The organism is Streptomyces sp. NPDC088387, assembly GCF_044753385.1.
Classification (GTDB): domain Bacteria; phylum Actinomycetota; class Actinomycetes; order Streptomycetales; family Streptomycetaceae; genus Streptomyces.
In genome coordinates, this window is the sequence record NZ_JBIVNC010000018.1 from 64,191 (window position 1) to 85,174 (window position 20,984).

17 protein-coding genes are annotated in these 20,984 nt (G+C 75.1%); 10 read left to right on the forward strand and 7 right to left on the reverse strand.

The window, feature by feature from the left end:
• Positions 1–252: 252 nt before the first annotated feature.
• The 3 genes from ACIQAC_RS35235 (at position 253) to ACIQAC_RS35245 (ending at position 2,465) form a co-directional block, all read left to right on the forward strand.
• Positions 253–567 carry a hypothetical protein gene (locus ACIQAC_RS35235; RefSeq protein ID WP_402198542.1) on the forward strand — a complete coding sequence of 105 codons (315 nt, stop codon included), beginning with the start codon at positions 253–255 and terminating at the stop codon, positions 565–567.
• A gap of 31 nt (positions 568–598) precedes the next feature.
• Positions 599–769, forward strand: a complete 171-nt coding sequence (locus ACIQAC_RS35240; protein ID WP_402198544.1) for a YncE family protein — start codon at positions 599–601, stop codon at positions 767–769.
• A 169-nt stretch (positions 770–938) separates the two neighbouring features.
• On the forward strand, positions 939–2,465 hold the full coding sequence (locus ACIQAC_RS35245) for a hypothetical protein (protein ID WP_402198545.1): 1,527 nt from the start codon (positions 939–941) through the stop codon (positions 2,463–2,465).
• 416 nt (positions 2,466–2,881) lie between these two features.
• On the opposite strand, the gene ACIQAC_RS35250 is transcribed toward ACIQAC_RS35245, so the two are convergent.
• Positions 2,882–3,145 (reverse strand): hypothetical protein, encoded by a 264-nt coding sequence (locus tag ACIQAC_RS35250; protein ID WP_402198547.1) that lies wholly within the window; start codon positions 3,143–3,145, stop codon positions 2,882–2,884.
• A gap of 225 nt (positions 3,146–3,370) precedes the next feature.
• On the opposite strand from ACIQAC_RS35250, the gene ACIQAC_RS35255 reads away from it, so the two are divergent.
• Both ACIQAC_RS35255 and ACIQAC_RS35260 read left to right on the forward strand, forming a co-directional pair.
• A complete protein-coding gene (locus ACIQAC_RS35255; protein WP_402198549.1) occupies positions 3,371–3,631 on the forward strand; it encodes a CopG family transcriptional regulator in 261 nt (86 codons plus the stop codon).
• Entirely contained in the window at positions 3,628–4,071 is a 444-nt protein-coding gene (locus ACIQAC_RS35260; RefSeq protein WP_402198551.1) for a PIN domain-containing protein, read from the forward strand. The genes ACIQAC_RS35255 and ACIQAC_RS35260 overlap by 4 nt, the downstream gene beginning before the upstream one ends.
• A 64-nt stretch (positions 4,072–4,135) precedes the next feature.
• On the opposite strand, the gene ACIQAC_RS35265 is transcribed toward ACIQAC_RS35260, so the two are convergent.
• The 6 genes from ACIQAC_RS35265 to ACIQAC_RS35290 form a co-directional block, all read right to left on the reverse strand.
• Entirely contained in the window at positions 4,136–5,380 is a 1,245-nt protein-coding gene (locus ACIQAC_RS35265; RefSeq protein ID WP_402198552.1) for a ketosynthase chain-length factor, read from the reverse strand.
• Positions 5,377–6,645: a beta-ketoacyl-[acyl-carrier-protein] synthase family protein gene (locus ACIQAC_RS35270; RefSeq protein ID WP_402198554.1), complete on the reverse strand. Its 1,269-nt coding sequence runs from the start codon at positions 6,643–6,645 to the stop codon at positions 5,377–5,379. Before ACIQAC_RS35270 ends, ACIQAC_RS35265 begins: the two co-directional genes overlap by 4 nt.
• A 10-nt stretch (positions 6,646–6,655) precedes the next feature.
• On the reverse strand, positions 6,656–7,429 hold the full coding sequence (locus ACIQAC_RS35275) for a thioesterase II family protein (protein WP_402198556.1): 774 nt from the start codon (positions 7,427–7,429) through the stop codon (positions 6,656–6,658).
• Between the two features lie 88 nt (positions 7,430–7,517).
• Positions 7,518–9,044 carry a lyase family protein gene (locus ACIQAC_RS35280; RefSeq protein WP_402198559.1) on the reverse strand — a complete coding sequence of 509 codons (1,527 nt, stop codon included), beginning with the start codon at positions 9,042–9,044 and terminating at the stop codon, positions 7,518–7,520.
• Positions 9,045–9,436: 392 nt separating this feature from the next.
• The gene (locus tag ACIQAC_RS35285; protein WP_402198561.1) at positions 9,437–11,413 is read right to left on the reverse strand and encodes an FAD/NAD(P)-binding protein; all 1,977 of its coding nucleotides are present in this window, start codon (positions 11,411–11,413) and stop codon (positions 9,437–9,439) included.
• A 76-nt stretch (positions 11,414–11,489) separates the two neighbouring features.
• A complete protein-coding gene (locus ACIQAC_RS35290) occupies positions 11,490–13,742 on the reverse strand; it encodes a condensation domain-containing protein (RefSeq protein ID WP_402198564.1) in 2,253 nt (750 codons plus the stop codon).
• A 548-nt stretch (positions 13,743–14,290) separates the two neighbouring features.
• Here ACIQAC_RS35290 and ACIQAC_RS35295 point away from each other — a divergent pair.
• From ACIQAC_RS35295 to ACIQAC_RS35315, 5 genes are all read left to right on the forward strand, one after another.
• Entirely contained in the window at positions 14,291–15,151 is an 861-nt protein-coding gene (locus ACIQAC_RS35295) for an alpha/beta fold hydrolase (RefSeq protein WP_402198567.1), read from the forward strand.
• A gap of 76 nt (positions 15,152–15,227) precedes the next feature.
• Positions 15,228–15,830, forward strand: coding sequence for an adenylyl-sulfate kinase (gene cysC, locus ACIQAC_RS35300; protein WP_402198568.1), 603 nt, complete (start codon positions 15,228–15,230; stop codon positions 15,828–15,830).
• Complete coding sequence (cysD, locus tag ACIQAC_RS35305; protein ID WP_402198570.1) at positions 15,827–16,849, forward strand: sulfate adenylyltransferase subunit CysD; 1,023 nt, start codon at positions 15,827–15,829, stop codon at positions 16,847–16,849. Before cysC ends, cysD begins: the two co-directional genes overlap by 4 nt.
• Before the next feature lie 2 nt (positions 16,850–16,851).
• The gene (locus tag ACIQAC_RS35310; protein ID WP_402198573.1) at positions 16,852–18,195 is read left to right on the forward strand and encodes a sulfate adenylyltransferase subunit 1; all 1,344 of its coding nucleotides are present in this window, start codon (positions 16,852–16,854) and stop codon (positions 18,193–18,195) included.
• Positions 18,195–20,945 (forward strand): FAD/NAD(P)-binding protein, encoded by a 2,751-nt coding sequence (locus tag ACIQAC_RS35315; RefSeq protein ID WP_402198575.1) that lies wholly within the window; start codon positions 18,195–18,197, stop codon positions 20,943–20,945. Before ACIQAC_RS35310 ends, ACIQAC_RS35315 begins: the two co-directional genes overlap by 1 nt.
• Positions 20,946–20,984 lie beyond the last annotated feature (39 nt).

Here is a 20,984-nt window from a genome sequence, read left to right on the forward strand (position 1 = left end):
TTCTGCGTCCGGGCGCATACGTCCTGGTGGGACTCGGGGCTGAGCGTGCGGGGCCGGGCCGTGCCTGGTCAACGGACCGTCCGCACCTCCGTCAAGTCGCGGCGCGGGCGAGGCGGGGGCGGGGGCGTGGTGCCGGATGCGCGGAGGGGGCGCGGCCGTACGCTGCCCGGGCCGGACGGCGGCGGGCCTGATGCGCGCGGCGGACAACGCTGTCCTACATTGAAGTTGAAGGTCACTGCCGCTGGAGGTCTTGTGCCGACCGTTGAACTCACCCGCTTCCGTGTCGAACCCGCGCGGGTCGCCGAACTGCTGGGCAGCAGGCCCGCGATGCTCGCCGACTTCCGTGCCGATCGCGCCGGTTTCATCGACGCCCGCCTGGTCCGGCTGGCGGACGACGAGTGGCTGGACATCGTGACCTGGCGCAGCCCCGAGGACTTCGCGGCCTCACGGGACAAGGGCGCCAACCTGCCGGGCATCGCCGCCTTCTTCGCGGCGATCGCCTCGCTGGTCAGCTCGGAGGAGGGGTCCGACACGGACACCGGGACCGGGCCGGAGGCCGGCGAGTGACGACCGGCGAGTGACGAGGGGCGCTGAGACCGTGGCGACCATCGAGGTCGGCCGCCAACCCGTCGACAGCGCGCTGGATCCCTCCGGCAACCGGCTCCACGTCGCGAACCGGCAGTCGCAGAGCATCACGGTCGTCGACACGGCGGCGCTCCGGGCGACGGGGACCATCCGGCTGTCTCCTGCGCCGGCCATGCTCTGGTGACCGTGCACGACGAGTGGTGAGAACGCGGAACTGAAAGGGGCTGCGGAAGCAGGGGCGGGCCGCCTCGGCGCCGCGGCAGTCGGGCGCGGGCACGCGAGCGAGTGCTGAGATCCGACGACCGGTGAAATCCGTCGACCGTCCAGTGGTGTTCCGGTCAGGATGTCGTTCCGTGAACGATGTGCTGTGCGGCCTCGCCGCCAATGAGGCCCTGCCCTTCGAGCTGGTCGAGCGGCTGGTCGCCGTCGCGGACGCGGACATCGCCCACAGCCTCGCCGGCCGCGCGGACCTCCGCCGCGAGCACGCCCTGCGCCTGGCCGCGCGGGTCGGGGAGAGCGCCGTACCACTGGCCTACGAGGGGCTGCTGACCGCTGCCGACATCGACCCCCTCGCGCAGCCGTCGGCGGCGCTCGCCCTGCTCGAGGAGGGCCGGGGCGCCCCGGGCTGGGCGCGGCTGTTCGCCGGGGATCCCGATGTCACCCGCCGGGAGAAGCTGGCCGCCTGTCCCGGACTCCCGGCCGGTGTACGGGAGATGCTCGCCGCCGACCCGGACGTACGGGTCGTCGCGGAACTGGCGTGGTGGACCACGGCGGACCTGGCGGCCCGCCTCGCGCACCACCCGCATGCCGAGGTCCGCCGTGCGGTGGCCGGGAATGAGGCGACGCCGCCGCGGGTCCTGGCCATGCTGATCACCGGCGAGGGACTGGCGCCGGCACAGCGGTGCCTGGTCTGCGACAGCAAGGAAACGCCCTACGTACACGATCCGCACTGTCCTGAGCCCGGCTGCGGGCTGCGGTCCGGCGCCCGGTGTGCGGGCTCGCACGAATCCACCCTCCACGAGTTGGCGGAGCAGGCGCTGCACAACCCCGCCACACCGGTCGGGGTGCTCCTCCGGTTCGCCGATCACCCTTCGGCGCTGCTGCGTTGCCTGCTCGCCGCCCGGCGCGACCTGCCGCCGCGGACCGCGGCCCGGCTCGCCGACGACCCTGTTCCCGGTGTACGCGCCGAACTCGCGCAGAACCCCGCGATCGACGACGTCCTGGTCCGTGTGCTGGCGGCCGACCGTGGCTACGACGTGCAGCGCAGGCTGGCGCACCATCCCCGTGTGCCGCTCGACGTACTCTCCGGCCTGGTCGCGGCCACCAAGGTCGGCTCGGTTCTGCTGCCGCGGATCGCCTCCGCTTCCCCCACCGAGGTCGAGGACCTGGCCCGGTCGTCGGATCCGGTGCTGCGGATGCTCCTGGCCGAACGGCGCGATCTGCCGGCCGGGATCCGCGATCTGCTGGCCGACGACCCCGACGCCAAGGTCGTCAAGTCCGTCGCGGGGCACCCGGGTCTGTCCGGGGTTCAGCTGCGGTCGATGGTCGAACGCCATGGAACGCAGGTCGCCGCCAAGGTGGCCGCCAACCCGCAGACCCCGCCCGGACTGCTGGAGGATCTGGCCGCACGCATACCGCCGGTGGGGAAAGCACTGCGTGAGGTGGCCCGGCACCGCAACGCGACTGCCCCGGCGCTGCTGGCCTGTCTGACGGACGTCCGGGCCCGGCGGGCGGCTGCCGGGCATCCGGCCCTGCCGCCGGAGGTCGTCGTCGGGCTTCTCGCCGACGACGACTGGCAGGTGGCGCAGGCCGCCGCCGCGAACCCCGCTCTGCCGCCGGCCGTGATGGCGGAGCTGATACCCGAGCCCCACACGACGTAGATCCGGTGCGGCACGCCATCACGTCGGCGTGCAGGATCACGCTCACGGAGCGGCCGGACGGACAACCGCAGGCCTGACGTGCGGATGGAGGGCGGCTCGGTTCTCGGACCGGCGGAAGCGGAAGGGGTCCCTGGCGCCGCGCAGGTGGCGGGGCGCCTTGGCGGGCGGGCCTTCCGGCAACCCCGGCGCGGTGACGCCGGGGTCAGAAAGGTGTCCAGAGTTCAGGTCGGCGACGGCACAAAGTGCTCTAACCCCTGAGCTACACCGGCATGGAAGCCGGTGACAGGACTCGAACCTGCGGCCACTCGATTAACAGTCGAAGTACCCGTTGCCTTCGCACCTGGACATCCCTCACCGTAGCCGCCGTCCCGGGTGCGGGCACGCGAATTGAGTCCCGTCGGCGGACGGGGCGGGGGTCAGCCGGTTGTCAGGGAGCGGACCGCGGCGGTGGTGTGGTCGATGACGTTGCCGTTGGAGCAGTTGTTGACATGGTTGCCCACCCAGTCGCCCAGGACGGGTACCACGGCGACTTCCTGGAGGCAGACCGCGGCCGCGGTGAAGTTCCAGTTGTTCGCGGCGTTGACGCCGCTGCCGAAGTTGCTGTCGTTGTCGGCCACGGCGGGGGTGGTGGGGGCGAGGACGGCGGTGGCCAGCAGGGCGCCTGTGATGATCTTTCGCATATCGGGACCAACGCCTGCGGGCGTGTTCGGTCACGCCCCTGAGGGGTGCCAGCAGGTGCTGGGTACGGCCGCCGAGTCGAAGCCGCCGCGGGCCAGGGCCGGTCCGGTGACTTCTGAATGCCGATGGTGAGTGGGGCCGCGACGCAGTCCGGGTGTCGTGGCTCCGGGATGCTCGACGCCCGGACATGACGTACACCCACTTAGTACATGACCCATCATTGGTACATGTCCATGAAACGCACGAACGTCTATGCCGATCCCGAGGACCTGGCGATCATCAAGGAGGCTGCCAAGCGGCGGGGCATAAGCGAAGCCGAGATCATCCGCCAGGGGATTCATCTCGCGGCGATGGCGAACCGGGTCTGGGACGAGCCGCTGTTCTCGCGGACCTTTGAAGGCCCGGGTCGTACGCCGTCGAAGAGCGAGGTCCGTGACGCGGTCGCCGACGCGGTCCGCCGCGAGGCGGACTCCGGATCCACCGCGTGATCATCGTCATCGCGGACACATCCGGCCTCCTGGCCGCCCTCGACTCCACGCACCCGGAGCACGGAACGGCCAATGAAACGATCATGTCTGCCGGACTCTTGATCATGTCCCCGCTCTTGCTGGCGGAACTCGATCATGTGGCCACGCGTGAGCTCGGGCGAGCGGCGGCCGTCAGCGCGGTCGACGACCTCCGCCGCTGGATGAGCCGGGGCCGGGTCGTCCTGCCGGAGATCACCGAGGACCACCTGAGTGCGGCCCAGTCCGTGCGTGTCCGCTACCGCGCCCTGAATCTGGACCTTGCGGACGCGGTGAACGTGGCGCTGGCAGCGGACTACGACACCGACGCGATCCTCACCGTCGACCGGCGCGACTTCCGTGCCGTACGGCCCCTGGGCCGGCACAAGGCATTCCGGGTCCTGCCCGATGATCTGCCGCTGTGACGAGAGCTTCCGGCGACAGGGCCTCCCGGTGTTCCCGGGAGGCCCTGTCGCGGGGTCGGTCCTGTCAGCAGGCGCTCACTACGGCTGCCGAGTTGAAGCCGCCGCGGCCGCGGGCCAGGACCAGGGCGTGGCGGACGCGGGTGTCGCGGGGGGTGGTGACCAGGTCGACGGGGCAGTCCTCGGCGGGGGTCGTGGTGCCGGTCGTCGGGGGGATGATCTGGTCGCGCAGGGTGAGCAGGGCGGCGGCCAGGTCCAGGGAGGCGCCGCCGGCCAGGAGGCGGCCGGTCATGGTCTTCGGGGCGGTGACCGGGACACCGCGCGGCCCGAACAGGGCCGCCAGCGCCTCGGCCTCGGTGCGGTCCGCGGTGCGGGTGCCGGCGGCGTCGGCGAAGACGACGTCGATCTGGTCCGGGCGCAGCCGGGCGTCGGCGAGCGCGAGGCGGGCCGCGTCGGCCAGACGGGGAGCACCGGGGCCGTCGAAGGTGGCGGCGTAGCCGGCGAACTCGCCGTAGACGCGGGCGTCGCGGTTGCGGGCGGTGGCGTTCTCCAGGATGAACAGGGCGCCGCCCTCGCCGACGACATGGCCGCTCGCGTCGGCGGCGAAGGGGAGGTAGGCGCGGGCCGGGTCGGCCACCGGGCTCAGCTCGTCGGCGGCCAGGTGGGCGGCCCATCCCCACGGACACAGCGCGGAGTCGACGCCGCCGGTGACCATCAGCGCCGCGCCCTTGCGGATCTGGCGCCGCGCGTGGGCGACGGCGTCGAGGCCGCCGGCCTGTTCGGTGACGACGACGCCGCTGGAGCCGCGCAGGGCGTGCCGGATGGAGATCTGGCCGGTGTTGACGGCGTAGAACCAGGCGAAGGACTGGTACGCGCTGACGTGGGCGCCGCCCTTGGACCACAGGGCCTGGAGTTCGCGCTGGCCGAACTCGAAGCCGCCGGCGGAGGAGGCGGTGACGACGCCGGCGCCGTAGTCGGGCAGGTCGGCGGGGTCGGTGCCGCAGTCGTCGAGGGCTTCCTTGGCCGCGGTCAGGGAGAGCCGGGTGACACGGTCGGTCTGGGTGAGGAGCCGGTGGGGCAGGTGGTCCTCGTCGACGAAGCCGGCGATCTCGCCGGCGATCCGCACCGGGTAGCGGGAGGCGTCGAAGCGGGTGATGGGGCCGATGCCGCTCTCGCCGCGCAGGGTCGCCGCCCACCAGGCCTCGGTGCCCAGCCCGTTGGGGGCGGTGACGCCGATGCCGGTGACGACGGTCGCGGCGGATGCGGGACGGTCCGGCCGGGCGGCGGGACGGGCCAGGGTGGCGGTGGTCATACCGTCGTCTCCTTCAGTCGCGGCCGGGTCAGGACCATGGCGCTCTGGAAGCCGCCGAAGCCGCTGCCGACGCTGAGCACGGTGTCGGTGCGCTGCTCGCGTGCGGTCAGCGGGGTGTAGTCGAGGTCGCAGGCGGGGTCCGCGTCGTGCAGGTTCGCCGTGGGCGGCACGGTGTGGTGCTCGATGGCCAGGGCGCTGGCGGCGATCTCCAGGGAGCCGATCGCGCCGAGCGAGTGGCCGATCATGGACTTGATGGAGCTGACCGGCACCCGGTAGGCGTGCTCGCCCAGGCTGCGCTTGAACGCGGCGGTCTCGTGGCGGTCGTTCTGCTTGGTGCCGGAGCCGTGGGCGTTGATGTAGTCGACGGCGGTGGCGTCCAGGCGGGCCTCGTCCAGCGCCGCGCGGATCGCCTCGGCCATCTCCGCGCCGTCGGACTTGAGGCCGGTCATGTGGTAGGCGTTGCTGCGGCCGGCGAACCCGGCGATCTCGGCGTAGATGTGGGCGCCGCGGCGCCGGGCGTGGCCGAGTTCCTCCAGGACCAGCACGGCCGCTCCCTCGCCCAGGACGAAGCCGTTGCGGGAGCGGTCGAAGGGGCGTGAGGCGGTGGCCGGTTCGTCGTTGCGGTTGCTGGTGGCCTTGATGGCGTCGAAGCAGGCGACGGTGATCGGCGAGATGGGTGCCTCGGTGGCGCCGGTGACCATGACGTCGGTGCTGCCCTCGCGGATCAGGTCGACGGCGTGGCCGATGGAGTCCAGGCCGGAGGTGCAGCCGGTGGAGACCAGGGAGACCGGGCCGTGGGCGCCGACGGCGGCGGCGACCTCGGCCGCCATCGAGCTGGGCACGAAGTAGTCGAAGAGATGCGCCACCGCGCGGGTGTGGTCGACCTCCCAGGTGCTGCCGTTCTCACTGACCACCCCGTACTCGTTGTCCAGGCCGGTCGTGCAGCCCACGGCGCTGCCGAGGGTGACGCCGGTGCGGACGGGGTCGAGTGTGCCGGTCAGTCCGCTGTCCTCGACGGCCTCGCGGGCGCTGACGAGGGCGAACTGGGCGGCGCGGTCGAGGCGGGCGGCCTCGGCGGGCGTGAATCCGTGTGCGGCGGGGTCGAAGTCCGCTTCGGCGGCGATGCGCGAGCGGAACGAGGACGCGTCGAACAGGGTGATGCCGCGTGTGGCGGTGCGGCCCGCGGTCAGCGTGTCCCAGAAGGCCCGGGTACCGACGCCGCCGGGGGCCACGACCCCGATGCCGGTGATGACGACCCGCCTCATCGGTTGTCCCTCACTGTTGTCCTCCAGGTATGAGCCCAGGTGTGAACTGCATGCGTCGTGCCACCCGGCAGGCGCGCCCGATGAGCCGGGGTGCGTGCGGGCCGCGGACGAAGAAGTGGTCGCCGGGGACGGTGCGGCGCACCAGCCGGCCGGTGGTCCAGCGGGACCAGCCGTCCAGGGCGGCGGCGGGGACGACCGGATCGTCCTGTCCGCCGACGGCCAGGACGGGCACGGTGAGCGGGGCGGCGCTCGCCTCGTCGGCGAGGGCCGCCTCGCGCAGGGCGGCGGCGAGCGCGAGGTCGTCGCGCAGGACCGGCAGGACGGTGCGGTGCCACAGGCTGCCGGGGGCGGCCAGGACGCCTTCGGGGGCGGCGCCGAGGTCGGCGACGAACCGCAGAACGTGGTCGTCGGCACCCGTGCCGGTGGTGGTGCGCAGGGTCAGGGTGTGGGGGGCGGGGCTCGCGCCGACGGCGAGGAAGGCGGGGGCGGGCAGGGCGCGGGCGGCCAGCGCGCGGGCGAGGGTGTGGGCGACGATGCCGCCCAGGCTGTGCCCGTACAGGGCGTAGGGGCGGTGGTCGGCGACCTCGTCGGCGAGCGGGGCCAGCAGTGCGTCCAGGAGCGCGGCGCGTGTGGTGGGGCGTGGTGTGCGGCTGCTGCGTCCGGGCAGGGCGACCGGCACGATACGTACGCCGCGGCCGGTGCGGGTGCGCCACGGGGTGTAGGCGGACACGCCGGCACCCGCGTGGGCGAAGCAGTACAGCGTGATCGGACGGTCGTCGCGCACGGGTGTCGTACCTCCTCCGCCGCCGCATGGGGGTGAGCCGTTATGGCTGTCTTTGAGCCTCGCCGACGTGCCTGGAGGGCGGCTCGAATCAGCCACGTGTGGACGGTCCCGGCCGGGTGAGGGGGCCCGGTTCGGGTGCGGTGAGGGGGCCCGGTTCGGGTGCGGTGAGGGAGGCGGTGGTCAGGGCGGCGGCTGCGCCGGTGTAGGTGACGGGGTCCAGGAGGCGGTCCAGTTCCCCGGGGGTGTGACAGGCCGTCACTTCGGGCAGGGCGGCCAGGACCCGGGCCAGCGGGACGCGCTTGCGGCCGGCTTCCTCCGAGGCGTGGGCGAGCAGTTCCTTCGCGCGGGTACGGCCCAGGTGCGGGGTGAGCAGGGCGGCGAGGCGTTCACTGGCGACCTGGCTGCCGGTCAGACCGAGGTTGTGCAGCATGCGCCCGGGGTCGGGGGTCAGTCCCCCGGCGAGTTCGGCGGCGGTGTGGGCGGCGCCGCCGGCCAGCCGCAGCGCCTCGCGCAGCGGCAGCCACTCCGCGTGCCACACCCCGGCCGAGCGTTCGTCCTCGGCGATCAGACACTGCGTCAGCCCCGCCGTCAGCAGCGGCACCTGGAGGGCGGCGCTGCGGATCAGCGTGGACAGCACGGGGTTGCGTTTGTGGGGCATCGCCGAGGACGAACCGCGTCCCGCTACGGCGGGTTCGGCGACCTCGGCGATCTCGGTACGGGCCAGGACCTGGACGTCGGCGGCGAGTTTGCCCAGCGCGCCGGTGGTCAGCGCGAGGGCCGCCGCGGTGTCGGCGACCGGGGTGCGCAGCGCGTGCCAGGGCAGGACCGGGCGGGCCAGCCCGGTCTCGGCGGCGAAGGCGTCGACGAGCCGCTGCGCGTAGGACCCCGACGGTGCCGGGGGCTCGGCGCGGGCGGTTTCCGGGACCGTGGCCGTGGCCGTGGCCGTGGCCGTGGCCGTGGCCGGAGTGGCGAACTCCAGGTATCCGGCGAGGGTTCCGGCCGCTCCGCCCAGGGACAGCGGCAGCGCGGTACGGGCGGCCTCGACACGGGCGGCGGCGTCCAGGACGAGCCGGCGCCAGCCCGCGGCCTTCAGCCCGAAGGTGGTGGGCACGGCGTGCAGGGCGAGGGTACGGCCCGGCATCACCGTCTCGCGGTGCCCGTCGGCCAGGACGGCGAGCGCGGCGGCGGTGCGGTGCAGGTCCGTCCCGATCAGCTCCAGGGCGCGCCGGCACATCAGCATGGTGGCGGTGTCGAGGATGTCCTGGCTGGTGGAGCCGCGGTGGACGTACTCGGCGGCCTGCGGGTCGCGGGCGGCCACCAGGTCGGTCAGGGCGCGGACCAGCGCCACGACCGGGTTGGCGCTCTCGCGGGCCTGTACGGCCAGGGCGCGCAGGTCGAAGTGTTCGGCGCGGGCGGCGTCGGTGATGGCGCGGGCGGCGGCCGGCGGCACGGTGCCCAGACGGGCCTGGGCGCGGGCGAGGGCCGCCTCGGCGTCCAGCATCGCCTGGAGCCAGGCGCTCTCGCAGACGGCCGCCTCCACCGGGGTGCCGGCCCGCACCGGGGAGAACAGCCCGGCGTCCAGGCCACCGTCGAACGGGGTGGCGGGGTCTGGCACTTCGGGCAGGGCGGCGCGCTCTGCCGTATCTGCCGCATCTGCCGCATCCGACGGACCGGCGCGGTCTGCCACGGCGGACGGGCCGGAGTGGGCTGTCACGCCGGACGGGCCGGAGTGAGCTGCCTCGGCGGACAGGCCGGTGCGGTCTGCCTCGGCGGACGGGCCGGAGGGAGCCGTCACGGCCGACGGACCGGAGGTGACTGTCACGCCGGACGGACCGGAGGGAACTGTCACGGCCGACGGACCGGAGGGAGCCGCCACGACCGACGGACCGGAGGGAGCCGCCACGGCCGGCGGGGCGGAGGGGGCTGTCACGGCCGGCGGGGCGGAGGGGGCTGTCACGGTCGGCGGGGCGGGGTGGGGTGCCGTCTCGGATCGGGTGGTGGGGGCGGTCACGGTGTCAGCTCCAGCAGGTTGCCGGGGCGGGCGGGGGCGGGGGCTTGCGGGTGGACGGGGGTCAGGTGGAGCAGGGCGCGGGCGATGGCGTCGGAGTCGCCGAGGATGACGGAGTTGACGCCGGGCCGGATGCCGGCCGCGGTGACCCAGTGCACGGACTCGGTGGGCACCCCGTAGGCGAACCGGCGGGGGTGGACGCGGCCCCGCGCGTCGATCGTGCGGTAGGGGCGGGGGGTGACGGCGAGGCCGCCGGTCTCGTGGCCGGCGCCGGTGGTGGTGGTGATGCGGTAGGGCGTGGCCTGGCCGGTGGTGAGCAGGTCGCGCAGCAGCAGGTCGGCGCTCGCGCGCAGGTCGGGTTCGGGCAGCCGCGCCTCGATCAGGGCCGTGGCGCGTACGGGTTGGCCGTCCACGGCGGGCGAGTAGGCCGTGAACGCGGGGTGTTCGCCGCGGGTGTCGAGGGTGAAGCGGGCGGCGGGGCCCAGGAGCCGGACGACGCCGGCGTTGATCAGGGCGTGCAGTTCCTCGATGCGGGAGGCGGGCGGGCCGATGGACAGATAGGCGTTGAGCGGGGTGTACCAGCCGGTGAGTTCGTCGCGGTGGGAGACGCCGTCCAGGCCGCCGTGGTCGACGGCGAGGCGTATCTCGTTGCGCAGGTCGCGCAGGACGTCCAGGGCGGCCTTGAGGGGGCCGTCGACGTTGCCGGCGCGGGCCTCGCGCACGTCGTGGGCCAGATGCGCGCACAGCCAGTCGTGGAAGGCGGCCCGGCTGGTGAAGTGGCGGCCCGCGGTGGGGTGCTGGACCCGCTCCCAGTCCCATCTGAGGGCCGGGGGAATGTAGTGGGCGTCCAGGAGGCGGGCGCGGACCGGCGCGCCGGGGGCGGCCAGGTAGGCGGCGACGAACCCGGCGCACTCGTGGGGGCGGCCCGACGCGCGCAGCAGGGTCTCGTAGTAGACGCTCTCGACCTCCAGCCGGATCAGCGGCCACAGGTCGCTGCCGAAGCCCACCGGGTGGCCGGCCTGCCGGCGGCGGCGCAGGGCGTCGAGGACGGCCGGGGTGAGCAGGCGCGGCTCGTGGCGGCCGTGGGCGCCCTTGGCGTTGTCGCCGCGGGCGTGGTGGGGAACTCCGCGCCGCGAGCCGGCGACGATGCGCGGTTCGCGGCCCGAGGGCCGGTAGACGAGCGTGCCGGCGCGGCGGGTGAAGGTGCCGCCGCGGCCGGCGGTGAGCAGGGCGATGTGGTCGAAGAAGTTCAGCCCGAGCCCGCGCATCAGCACCGGCTGCCCGGCCGGCAGGTCCGCCAGGTCGAGGTCGGCGGGGTTGGCGGGGGTGAGGTAGGTCAGGCCGTGCCGGGCGGCGGCCCGCAGCCAGCGCGCCTGCTGCCCGCCGGGCCGTTGCGGCAGGTGGCCCTGGGCCAGGACGACGGCGTCCAGGGCGCGCAGCCGCGTCCCGTCGGCGAGGGTCACCACCTGGGAGCCGCCGGGAGCACCGCCGGTGTCGCGCAGGGCGACGGCGCGGGTGCGGTGTTCCACGATGCGGCAGCCGTGCGGGGCGTGTTCCCGGATGCGGCGGTAGGCGTCCCGGAGGTAGCTGCCGTACAGGGCGCGGGTGGGGTAGTCGTCGGGGCCCAGGGCGGCGGCCTCGGCGCGGGTGGCGGCGTCGAAACGGGCCGGCGGTGCGGCGGGGACGACGGTGCGCGCCCACTCGTACAGGCTGGGGCCCGGCTCCACGGGGCCGTCCATCTCGACGGTGTCGTCGGTGAACACGGTCACCTGGCAGGCGACGGTGTTCATCAGCAGCAGCCGTGACTGGTCGGTGCGCCAGACCTGTCCGGCGCCGGGCGGGCAGGGGTCCACGACGTGGACGGTGAGCGCCGGGGCGGCGGGGGCGGCGCGCTGGTTGGCGCACAGGCGTTCCAGGACGGACAGGCCGCGCGGTCCCGCTCCCACGACACAGACCTGGAGGTGTTCCCGGCTCACCGGGCCTCCCCCGCCACCGGGGTGGTGGGGCGCGGCGCGGCGCTGGTGGCGGGTCTCGGGGGCCGGCGCGGGGTGCTCATGAGCGGGTGTCTCCTCGGGTGGGTTCGCCGGCCCGGTCCGGTCCGGGGGTGGGCGCGATGTGTACCGGTGGCTCGCCGGCGAGCAGGGCCAGCGCGTCGGCGACCGTCGCCGGGGCCCTGAGGTCCGGCAGTTCGCGCAGCAGGCGGGCGCACTGGCCCACCAGCCGGGCGGCGTCCGGGTCGGCGAGGCGGGCACGGTCGTGGACCGCGACCAGGACGAGGCCCTCGCCGGCCGCGGGGCGGGCGAGCAGGGTGACCGGGAACGCGTTCTGTACGCCGCTGCTGCGGGCGGGTCCGATGCCGATGCCCTCGGCGGCCAGTGCCGTGCGCTGGTCGTCGAAACCGCGGGGGAAGCCGTGGTGGCTGTCGAGGACGATGAGGCTGTCGACGAGTCCGTCGCCGGGGCGGCGCCCGCTCCACCGGTGGATCTCGCCGAGCGAGGCCCATTCGTATCCGGCCATGTCCAGGGCCCGGTCGCGCAGTTCGGCCAGCAGGGCGTCCAGGGGCGCGGCCGGGTCGACGTGCAGGGTCATGGGCTGGGAGTTGGCCAGCAGGCCGGGCAGCCGTTCGACGGCGTCCAGGGCGATACCGCGCCCGGAGACGGTGACGCCGAACCCGACCGGGGCGGGGGCGCGGGCCGCGCCCGCGCGGTAGAGGAGCAGCGCCCATACGGCTTGCAGGGCGCTGGACTCGGTGGCCGTGCAGGACGCCGCCCACGCGCGCAGCCGTTCCAGCTGGGCGGCGTCCAGGCGGGCCTCGGCGCGCCCGGCGCCGGACAGGCCGGTGGCCGGGCCGGGGCTGCCGGGCCGGATCAGGGCGGCGGGGCCGGGGGCGGCCGTGGACCAGAAGTCGCGGGCGGGCGCGGTGTCCTGGCCGGCGAGCCAGCGCGCGTAGTCCCGGATGTCGGGGCGCCGCTCGCCGCCGGGCAGCGGGCCGCCGGACAGGTAGGCGCGGTAGAACTCCTGGAGCAGGACCCACACGCTCCAGGCGTCCAGCAGGACCTGGTGGTAGGTGAGCAGGATCCGGGCGCGGGGGGCGCTGCCGGGCTCGTCGGCGACGGTCACCCGCAGCAGGCCCGGGGAGCGCAGGTCGAAGCCGCGGCGGCGGTCGTGGCGCAGCAGGTCCTGGAAGTCGACGCCCTGGGAGGCCGGGTGGCGGGCGATGTCGGCCCTGACGTGTTCGTGGAGTACGAGGCGGGGTTCGCGGCCCTGGCCGCCGCCGTCGTCGCAGAAGTCCCCGTCGAAGGCGGCGTCGAAGGCGGCGTCGGGGTCCGTGTCGAAGGCTGCGTCAGGGTCCGCGTCGGTGCCGTAGGCCGTGTCGGCGTCTTCGTGGGTGTCCTCGTGGAAGTCCCCGTCGAAGGCGGCGCGCAGTACCGTCTCGCGGTCGAACACGGACTGCCAGGCCGTGGTGAAGCGGTCGAGGTCCAGCGGGCCCCGCCACCGCCAGAACAGCTGCTCGACATAGCGGCCGGTGCCGGGGTGGGCGAACGCGTCGCGGAGCAGGTCGCGCTGGTGGGGGGTGAGGGCGAGGGTGGGCGGCCGGTTGCGGGCGAAGTCCTCGGCGGTCACTGCCGGGTGGGCGGGGGCGGAGCCGGCAGGGGGCGCCGGAGGATGCGTGCCGTCCATGTGCGCGCGGGGGGCGTCTTCGGCGCCCGGGGTGCCGGCCCCGGAGGCGTTCTCCGCTCCCCCGACGCCGTACGGCGTGTCCTCGGCGTCCGCCCCGATACCGTCCGCCTCGACGGCGTCCGCCCCGATACCGTCCGCCTCGACGGCGTCCGTTCCGATGCCGTCCGTCCCGACGGCGTCCGCCTCGACGCCATCCATTCCGGCACCGTCCACTCCGGAGCCATCCGCTCCGGCGCCGTCCGCTCCGGCGCCGTCCACTCCGGCGCCGTCCACTCCGGCGCCATCCGCCCCGGCGCCGTCCACTCCGGCGCCGTCCACTCCGGAGCCGTCCGGCAGGAGGCCGTCCGGTCGGCCGGTCAGGGTCGCCAGGGCGCGGTGGTCCGGGGCGCCGTCCGGGAGGCGGGGAATGTGCGGCACGCGGTGGATGAGGGCCGGCATCAGGTGGGGCGGAAGGCGTGGTTCCAGTGCGGCGCGCAGTTGGGCGGGCGGGGTGCGGGTCACCACGTGGGCGACGATCCGCAGGGCTCCGCGGGCCTGGCGGGCCGTGTGCACGGCGGCGTCGCCCACGCCCGGCAGGGACAGCAGGGCGGCACGCACTTCACCGAGTTCGACCCGGTTGCTCATGTCCGTCTCCCGGTGATCGGCGGCAGGGCGGGGCGGGCCCGGTCCGCTGTCGCCGTCGGCGCTGCCGTCGGGCTGACACGCCGCTGACGGGCCGGACCTGACCTGACCTGGTTGTCCTCCCTGCGATGACAGGCCCCACGGGTGGAGCGCCGCTGTGGTGGCGCTGGTGGGCGGCTGGTGCGGGCGGCCCGGGAAGGGCGCGGCGGCGGTTCAGCAGGGGCCGGCGGCAGGGCGGGCCGGCGGGTGCGACGGTGCCTGCGGGCGGGTGCGGGCCGGGCGGCAACAGCCGCCGGGGCCAGGCCTGTTGGGCCGCATCGGCCCCGTACGCCCGCCTCCGGGCGCCCCCCGGCCCGCCCGGAGGCGGGCGGGGTGAAGGGACCGGGACCGGGTGGGCGGGGCCGGGTCCGGGGCGGGGGCGGCACCGGTGGTTGCCGTGCGAAGTCCAGGCACCCTGCGACCGGTTCTCGACCAGTGGTCCAGCGAAGCCCCGGAGGCTTGCCGCACTGCGGGGAGGTGAGAGCACCTCCGTTCGGCGTGAGGAGTGCGTGATGCGCAAGGTCGTTTCCCGGGACGGCACAACGATCGCCTACGAGAAGGCGGGTGAGGGTCCGCCGATCGTGCTGCTCAACGGCTCGTTCCGGGACCACACCATCTTCGACGCGCTGGTGCCCGAACTGACGGCGCACTGCACGGTGTACGTCTACGACCGCCGGGGCCGCGGCGAGAGCGGCGACTCCCCCGTGTACGCCGTCGCGCGTGAGATCGAGGACCTGGAGGCGGTGATCGGGGCGGCCGGCGGTTCGGCCGCGGTGTTCGCGGGCTCCTCCGGCGCGAACCTCGCCGTCGAGGCGGTCCTGGCGGGCGCCCCGGTCAGCAGGCTCGCCCTGCACGAGCCGTTCTACCGGGTCGGCGCGTTCCCGAAGCCTCCGTGGAACGTCGCCAAGACGCTGCGGGTCCTCATGGAGGAGAACCGGCGCGAGGAGGCGGTGGAGTACTACCTGGGCAGTTTCCTCGGCCTCACCCCGGACACCGTCGCCCAGTGGCGCCAGGGCCCCATCTGGCGGATCAACACCGCCAACGCCCACACCCTCGCCTACGACCTGGCGATCTGCGGCGACTGCACCGTGCCCGCCGACCGGCTCGCCGGCTGCGCCACGCCGACGCTGGTCCTCAACAGCGACCACACCAGCGAGTGGCTGCGCGCGGCGGCCCGGGCGACCGCGGACGCCTTCTTGCACGGCCGCTCACTGGAACTGCCCGGGTCCTGGCACCGGATCGACATGGACGTCCTGGGCCGCGCCCTCACCGAGTTCACCACCACCGAGGACCCCGCCCGCAACCCCGCCCCGGATCCCGCGCAGAGCACGGCCCAGGGCCCGGCCCAGGTCCTCGCCCGCAACGCCGCCTGACCCCGCCCGACCCCGCCGACACCCCGCCCGGCACCCCGTCTGCCTCCCGTCACTCCACGATCAGGAGAGCGCCCACATGACCACAGCTGCCGCCCTGGCCCCCGGGACGACCGCCGCCATCCCGCAGCCGTCCGGTGCCCGGCACCGGCTCGGCGCCACCGTGTGGCTGACCGGGCTGCCCAGCGCCGGCAAGAGCACCCTCGCCCGCGCGCTGGCCGGGCGGCTGCGCGCCCAGGGCCGCGCGGTGGAGGTCCTCGACGGTGACGAGATCCGCGCGGCGCTCTCCCCCGAACTGGGCTTCGGCCGCGAGGACCGGCACACCCAGGTGACCCGGATCGGTTTCCTCGCGCAGAAGCTCGCCGCCCACGGGGTGATCGTGCTGGCCCCGGTCATCGCCCCCTACGCCGTCTCGCGGGCGGCGGTGCGCGCCCGGCACACGGCCGCCGGCACCCGCTACGCGGAGATCCATGTCGCCACGCCCCTCGAACTGTGTTCCGCGCGGGACGTCAAGGGCCTGTACGCGCGCCACGCCGCCGGTGAACTGCGCGGCCTGACCGGCGTGGACGACCCGTACGAGGTGCCGCACGACCCGGAGCTGCGTATCGCGACGCAGGGCCGGACGGTGGCCGACACCGCGGCCGCCCTGCACGCCTTCCTGACCGAGAGGGGCCTGGTATGACACCCGCTGACCACCGTCCGACCCAGGTGCTGGATACCGCACCCGACACCACACCCGGCACCGCCCCGGCCAGCACACCGCACAACACACCCAGGAGCACGCCGAGGAGTACGCCGGAGCGGGCGTTCGCGCTGTCGCACCTGGACGCCCTGGAGGCGGAGTCGGTGCATGTGCTGCGGGAGGTGGCCGGGGAGTTCGAGCGGCCCGTCGTCCTGTTCTCGGGCGGCAAGGACTCCCTGGTGATGGTGCATCTGGCGCTGAAGGCGTTCCATCCGGCGCCGGTGCCGTTCGCGCTGCTGCACGTGGACACCGGGCACAACTTCCCCGAGGTGCTGGCCCACCGCGACCTGGTGGCCGAGCGGCACGGGCTGCGGCTGCACGTGGCGTCCGTGCCCGAGTTCATCGGCGCGGGCCGGCTGCGCGAGCGCCCCGACGGGCTGCGCAACCCGCTCCAGACGGTGCCGCTGCTGGACGCGATCGGCGCGCACCGCTTCGACGCGGTGTTCGGCGGCGGCCGGCGCGACGAGGACAAGGCCCGCGCGAAGGAGCGGGTGTTCTCGCTGCGCGACGAGTTCGGCGCGTGGGACCCGCGCCGCCAGCGCCCCGAGCTGTGGAACCTGTACAACGGCCGGCACGCGCCGGGCGAGCACGTGCGGGTCTTCCCGCTGTCGAACTGGACCGAGCTGGACGTGTGGCAGTACATCGCGCGCGAGGACATCGCTCTTCCGCCGATCTACTACGCGCACCGGCGTGAGGTGTTCGCCCGGGACGGGATGTGGCTGACGGCCGGGTCGTGGGGCGGCCCGCGGGCCGGCGAGCGGGTGGAGAAGCGGCTGGTCCGCTACCGCACGGTGGGTGACATGTCGTGCACGGGGGCGGTGGACTCCGACGCCGTGAGCAACGCGGACATCGTCGCCGAGGTCGCCGCCTCCCGGCTCACCGAGCGCGGGGCGACCCGGGCCGACGACCGGCTGTCCGAGGCCGCGATGGAAGACCGCAAGCGTGAGGGGTACTTCTAGCCATGACGACTGTTCCCGAAGTGTCCGAGGTGTCCGAGTTCTCCGGGGCGGGCGGGGCCGCTCCTGCCGCGCTGCTGCGGTTCGCGACGGCCGGGTCCGTCGACGACGGCAAGTCCACGCTGGTGGGCCGGCTGCTGCACGATTCCAAGTCGGTGCTGGCCGACCAGTGGGAGGCCGTGGAGCGGGCCTCCGCGAGCCGGGGCCAGGAGGGCCCGGACCTGGCACTGCTGACCGACGGGCTGCGCGCGGAGCGCGAGCAGGGCATCACCATCGACGTCGCGCACCGCTACTTCGCCACTCCCCGGCGGCGGTTCGTCCTCGCCGACACCCCCGGGCACGTGCAGTACACGCGGAACATGGTCACCGGCGCGTCCACGGCCGAGCTCACGGTGATCCTCGTCGACGCCCGGCACGGGGTGGTCGAGCAGACCCGCCGGCACACCGCCGTCGCGGCCCTGCTGCGGGTGCCGCACCTGGTGCTGGCGGTGAACAAGATGGACCTCGTCGGCTACGAGGAGTCCGTGTTCGCGGCGATCGCCGCGGAGTTCACCGCGTATGCGGCGTCGCTGGGCTGCGCGGAGGTGACGGTGGTGCCGCTGTCGGCGCTGGCCGGCGACAACGTGGTCGAGGCGTCCGCGCACATGGACTGGTACGGCGGGCCGACCCTGCTGGAGCATCTGGAGAGCGTCGCCGTCGGCGGCGACCCGGACCGTGAGCCGGCCCGTTTCCCGGTGCAGTACGTGATCCGCCCGCAGAGCGCCCGGTACCGCGACTACCGCGGCTACGCGGGCCAGTTGGCGTCCGGGGTGCTGCGGGTCGGGGACCCGGTGGCGGTGCTGCCCTCCGGGCAGTCCTCGACGGTGGCCGGCATCGACGTGCTGGGCGTGGAGCGGGACCTCGCACGGGCCGGGCAGTCGGTGACGGTACGCCTCGCCGACGACCTCGACATCGCCCGCGGCGACATGATCACGGCCCGTGACGCGCGGCCGGTGTCCACGCGGGACGTGCGGGCGCACGTGTGCCATCTCCACGAGCGGGAGCTGGCGGCGGGTGACCAGGTGCTGCTCAAGCACACCACCCGCACCGTGCGGGCGCGGGTCGCGGAGATCTCGTACCGGATCGACATCAACTCCCTTGAGCGGTGCCCGGGTGAGGGGGTGCTGCGGGTCAACGACATCGGGCGGGTGGTGCTGCGCACGGCCGAGCCGCTGGCCCTGGACGACTACGCCGGCAACCGGCGTACGGGCTCGTTCCTGCTGATCGACCCGGCCGACGGGATGACGCTGGCGGCCGGGATGGCGGGCGAGGCGCTGACCGCGGTGCGTGCGGGCGGGGGGCGGGGGTGATGCGGCGGGTCGCGGTGGTCGGGGCCGGTGCGGCCGGGTCGCTGACCGCCGTCCAGCTGCTGCGCCAGGGCGACCGGCTCGGCATCCGGGTCCAGGTGTGGCTGATCGACCCCTCGCCGCGGACCGGGCCGGGCGTCGCCTACGGCACCACCGATCCGCGGCATCTGCTGAACGTGCCGGCGGGCCGGATGAGTGCCTTCCCCGACGAGCCCGCGCACTTCCTCGACTGGCTCCGCACACGGCAACCCACGGTCGGGCCCGGCGACTTCGTGCCGCGCGCCGTCTACGGGCGCTATCTCGGCGAGGTCGTCGCCCGGGCCGCGGGCACCGGCCCGGGCGCGCGGATCCACCGGGTGCACGACCGGGTCACCGCCGCCCGCCCGCGCAGTACGGGGTGGGTGCTGGAACTGGCCGACGGCGGCGCGGTGGAGGCGGACGCGGCGGTGCTGGCGCTGGGCAGCCCGGCGCCCGCACTGGACTGGGCGGGGCCCGAACTCGCCGGATCCGGGCGGCTGGTGGCCGACCCGTGGGCGCCGGGCGCGCTGGACACAGTCGGCGGCGAGGGCGACGTCCTGCTGGTGGGGACGGGGCTGACCATGGTCGACGCGGCGATCGCGCTGGGCCGGCCGGGCCGTGTGGTGCACGCGCTGTCCCGCAGCGGGCTGATCCCCGCCGCGCATCTGCCGCAGCCGGCCCAGCCGGTCGCGGCGCCCGACCTGGACGCCGGGTGCGGGCTGGACGCGCTGCGCCGCCAGGTGCGCCGCCATCTCGCCGCGAGCCGCCGCGAGTGCGGCGACTGGCGGCCCGGCATGGACGGGCTGCGCCCGGTCACGGCCCGCTGGTGGGGGCAGCTGCCGGTCGCGGACCGGGCCCGTTTCCTGGCCGAGGACCTGCGCCTGTGGGAGGTGCACCGGCACCGGATCGCGCCCGCCACCGCGGCGGCCTTCCACGCCCTGCGCGAGGCGGGCCTGCTGCGCACCGGGACCGGGCAGGTGACCCGGGCGGCACCGGACGGGGACGCGGTACTGGTCGACGTGGACGGCGGGCGCACCCTGCGGGTCGCGGCGGTCGTCAACTGCACCGGCACACCGGCGGATCTGCGCCGCAGCACCGACCCTCTCGTACGGCGGCTCCTCGACGAGGGGTACGCGCGGTGCGGGCCGGCCGGGCTGGGACTGGACACCGACGACGACGGACGCCTCCAGCCCGCCGCCGGCGGGGCGGGCGGGCTGTGGACGATCGGGGCGGCCCGGCGCGGGAACCTGCTGGAGACCACCGCCCTGCCCGAGATCCGCGCCCAGGCCGCCGCCGTCGCCACCGCCCTGCTCACCACCCCCGTCCGCCGCGGCGGACGGCCGGTGGACCGCTACGGGCTGGCGCTGAGCACCACGCGCGAGGCGGCCCGGCTGTACGACGGGGCGCTGGAGCGGATCCTGGCGGGCCGCACCTGCGCGCAGGAGCTGCTGGAGCAGGCCGTGCGGGCCGATCCGGGGTTCGCCCTCGGCCATGCGGCGCTCGCGCTGCTCGCCGGCGACATGGGGGATCACGACCGGGCCGGGGCGGCGCTGGCCGCCGCCCGCCGGGCCGCTCCCCGCTCGGACGCGCGTGAACGCGGCTGGGTGGGCGTGGTGCACACCCGGCTGACCGGCTCCGAAGCGGCGGGCCGGACGGGCCTGCTGGAGCATGTCGGTGCCCATCCCCGTGACGCGCTCGCGGTCGGCGTCGCGGTCCCCACGGTGTCGTTCAACGGGATCACCGGCACCGACGAGTCCTGCGCGCTCGTCGAACGGCTCGCGCCCTTCTACGGCGACGACTGGTGGTATCTGGGCCAGCTCGCCTTCGTACGCCAGGAGCAGGGGCGCTGGCAGGAGGCCGAGGAGCTGGCCGTGCGGGCGCTGCACGGGTATCCGGCGGCCGGGCACGCCGTGCACGCGCGCGCCCACGTCCTGTACGAGACGGGCGAGCACCGGGCGGGCCTGGCCTGGCTGGAGCGGTGGCTGGACGAGCACGGCGACACCAGCGGGCAGCGCGCCCATCTGTCCTGGCACGCCGCCCTGCACGAGCTGACCCTCGACGACCTGCCCGCGCTTCTGGCCCGCTACCACCGTGAACTGACCGCGTCGCGGGTGAGCGGGGGCCGGCTGCTGGTGGACTCGGTGTCGCTGCTGTGGCGGGCCCGGATGACGGGCAGCTGGAGCGGTGAACTGCCGGTGGCCGAACTGCTGGCGGCCGCCCCCGACGAGTGGCTGCACACCCCGCCCACGCCGTTCGCGGCGCTGCACGGTGCGCTGGCGCACGCCGCGGCCGGTGACGTGGCGGCGCTGGCCCGGCTGCACCGGTGGGCGGTGGCCGGCGGGCAGGAGCTGCTGGTGGGGGTGATCGCCCCGCTGTGCGAGGCGCTGACGGCCGTACTGGAGCAGCGCTGGCAGCAGGCCGCCGTGCGGCTGGAGCCGCTGCGGGCCGTGGTCGGGCGGGTGGGGGCGAGCCGGGCGCAGCAGGAGGTCGTGGAGGAGACCCTGCTGTACGCGCTGGTCGCGGGCGGTGCCCGGGAGCGGGCCGGGCGGCTGCTGGCGGCGCGTCTGGAGCGCCGGGCCTCGCCGCTGGACCGGCGGCGCCTGGCGGCGCTGGACGGGGCGCGCCGGGCGGGCCGGCGGCCGGTGGCGGTGTTGAGTGCGGCCGGTGCGCCGCTCCAGCGGGACTCGACGGATTACCAGCTGCCTCTTGAGATGAGTCGCTCAAGGTGGCGGTGAACTCCCCTTATGTGTGGGCTGGGTTGCGGAAACGGAGAG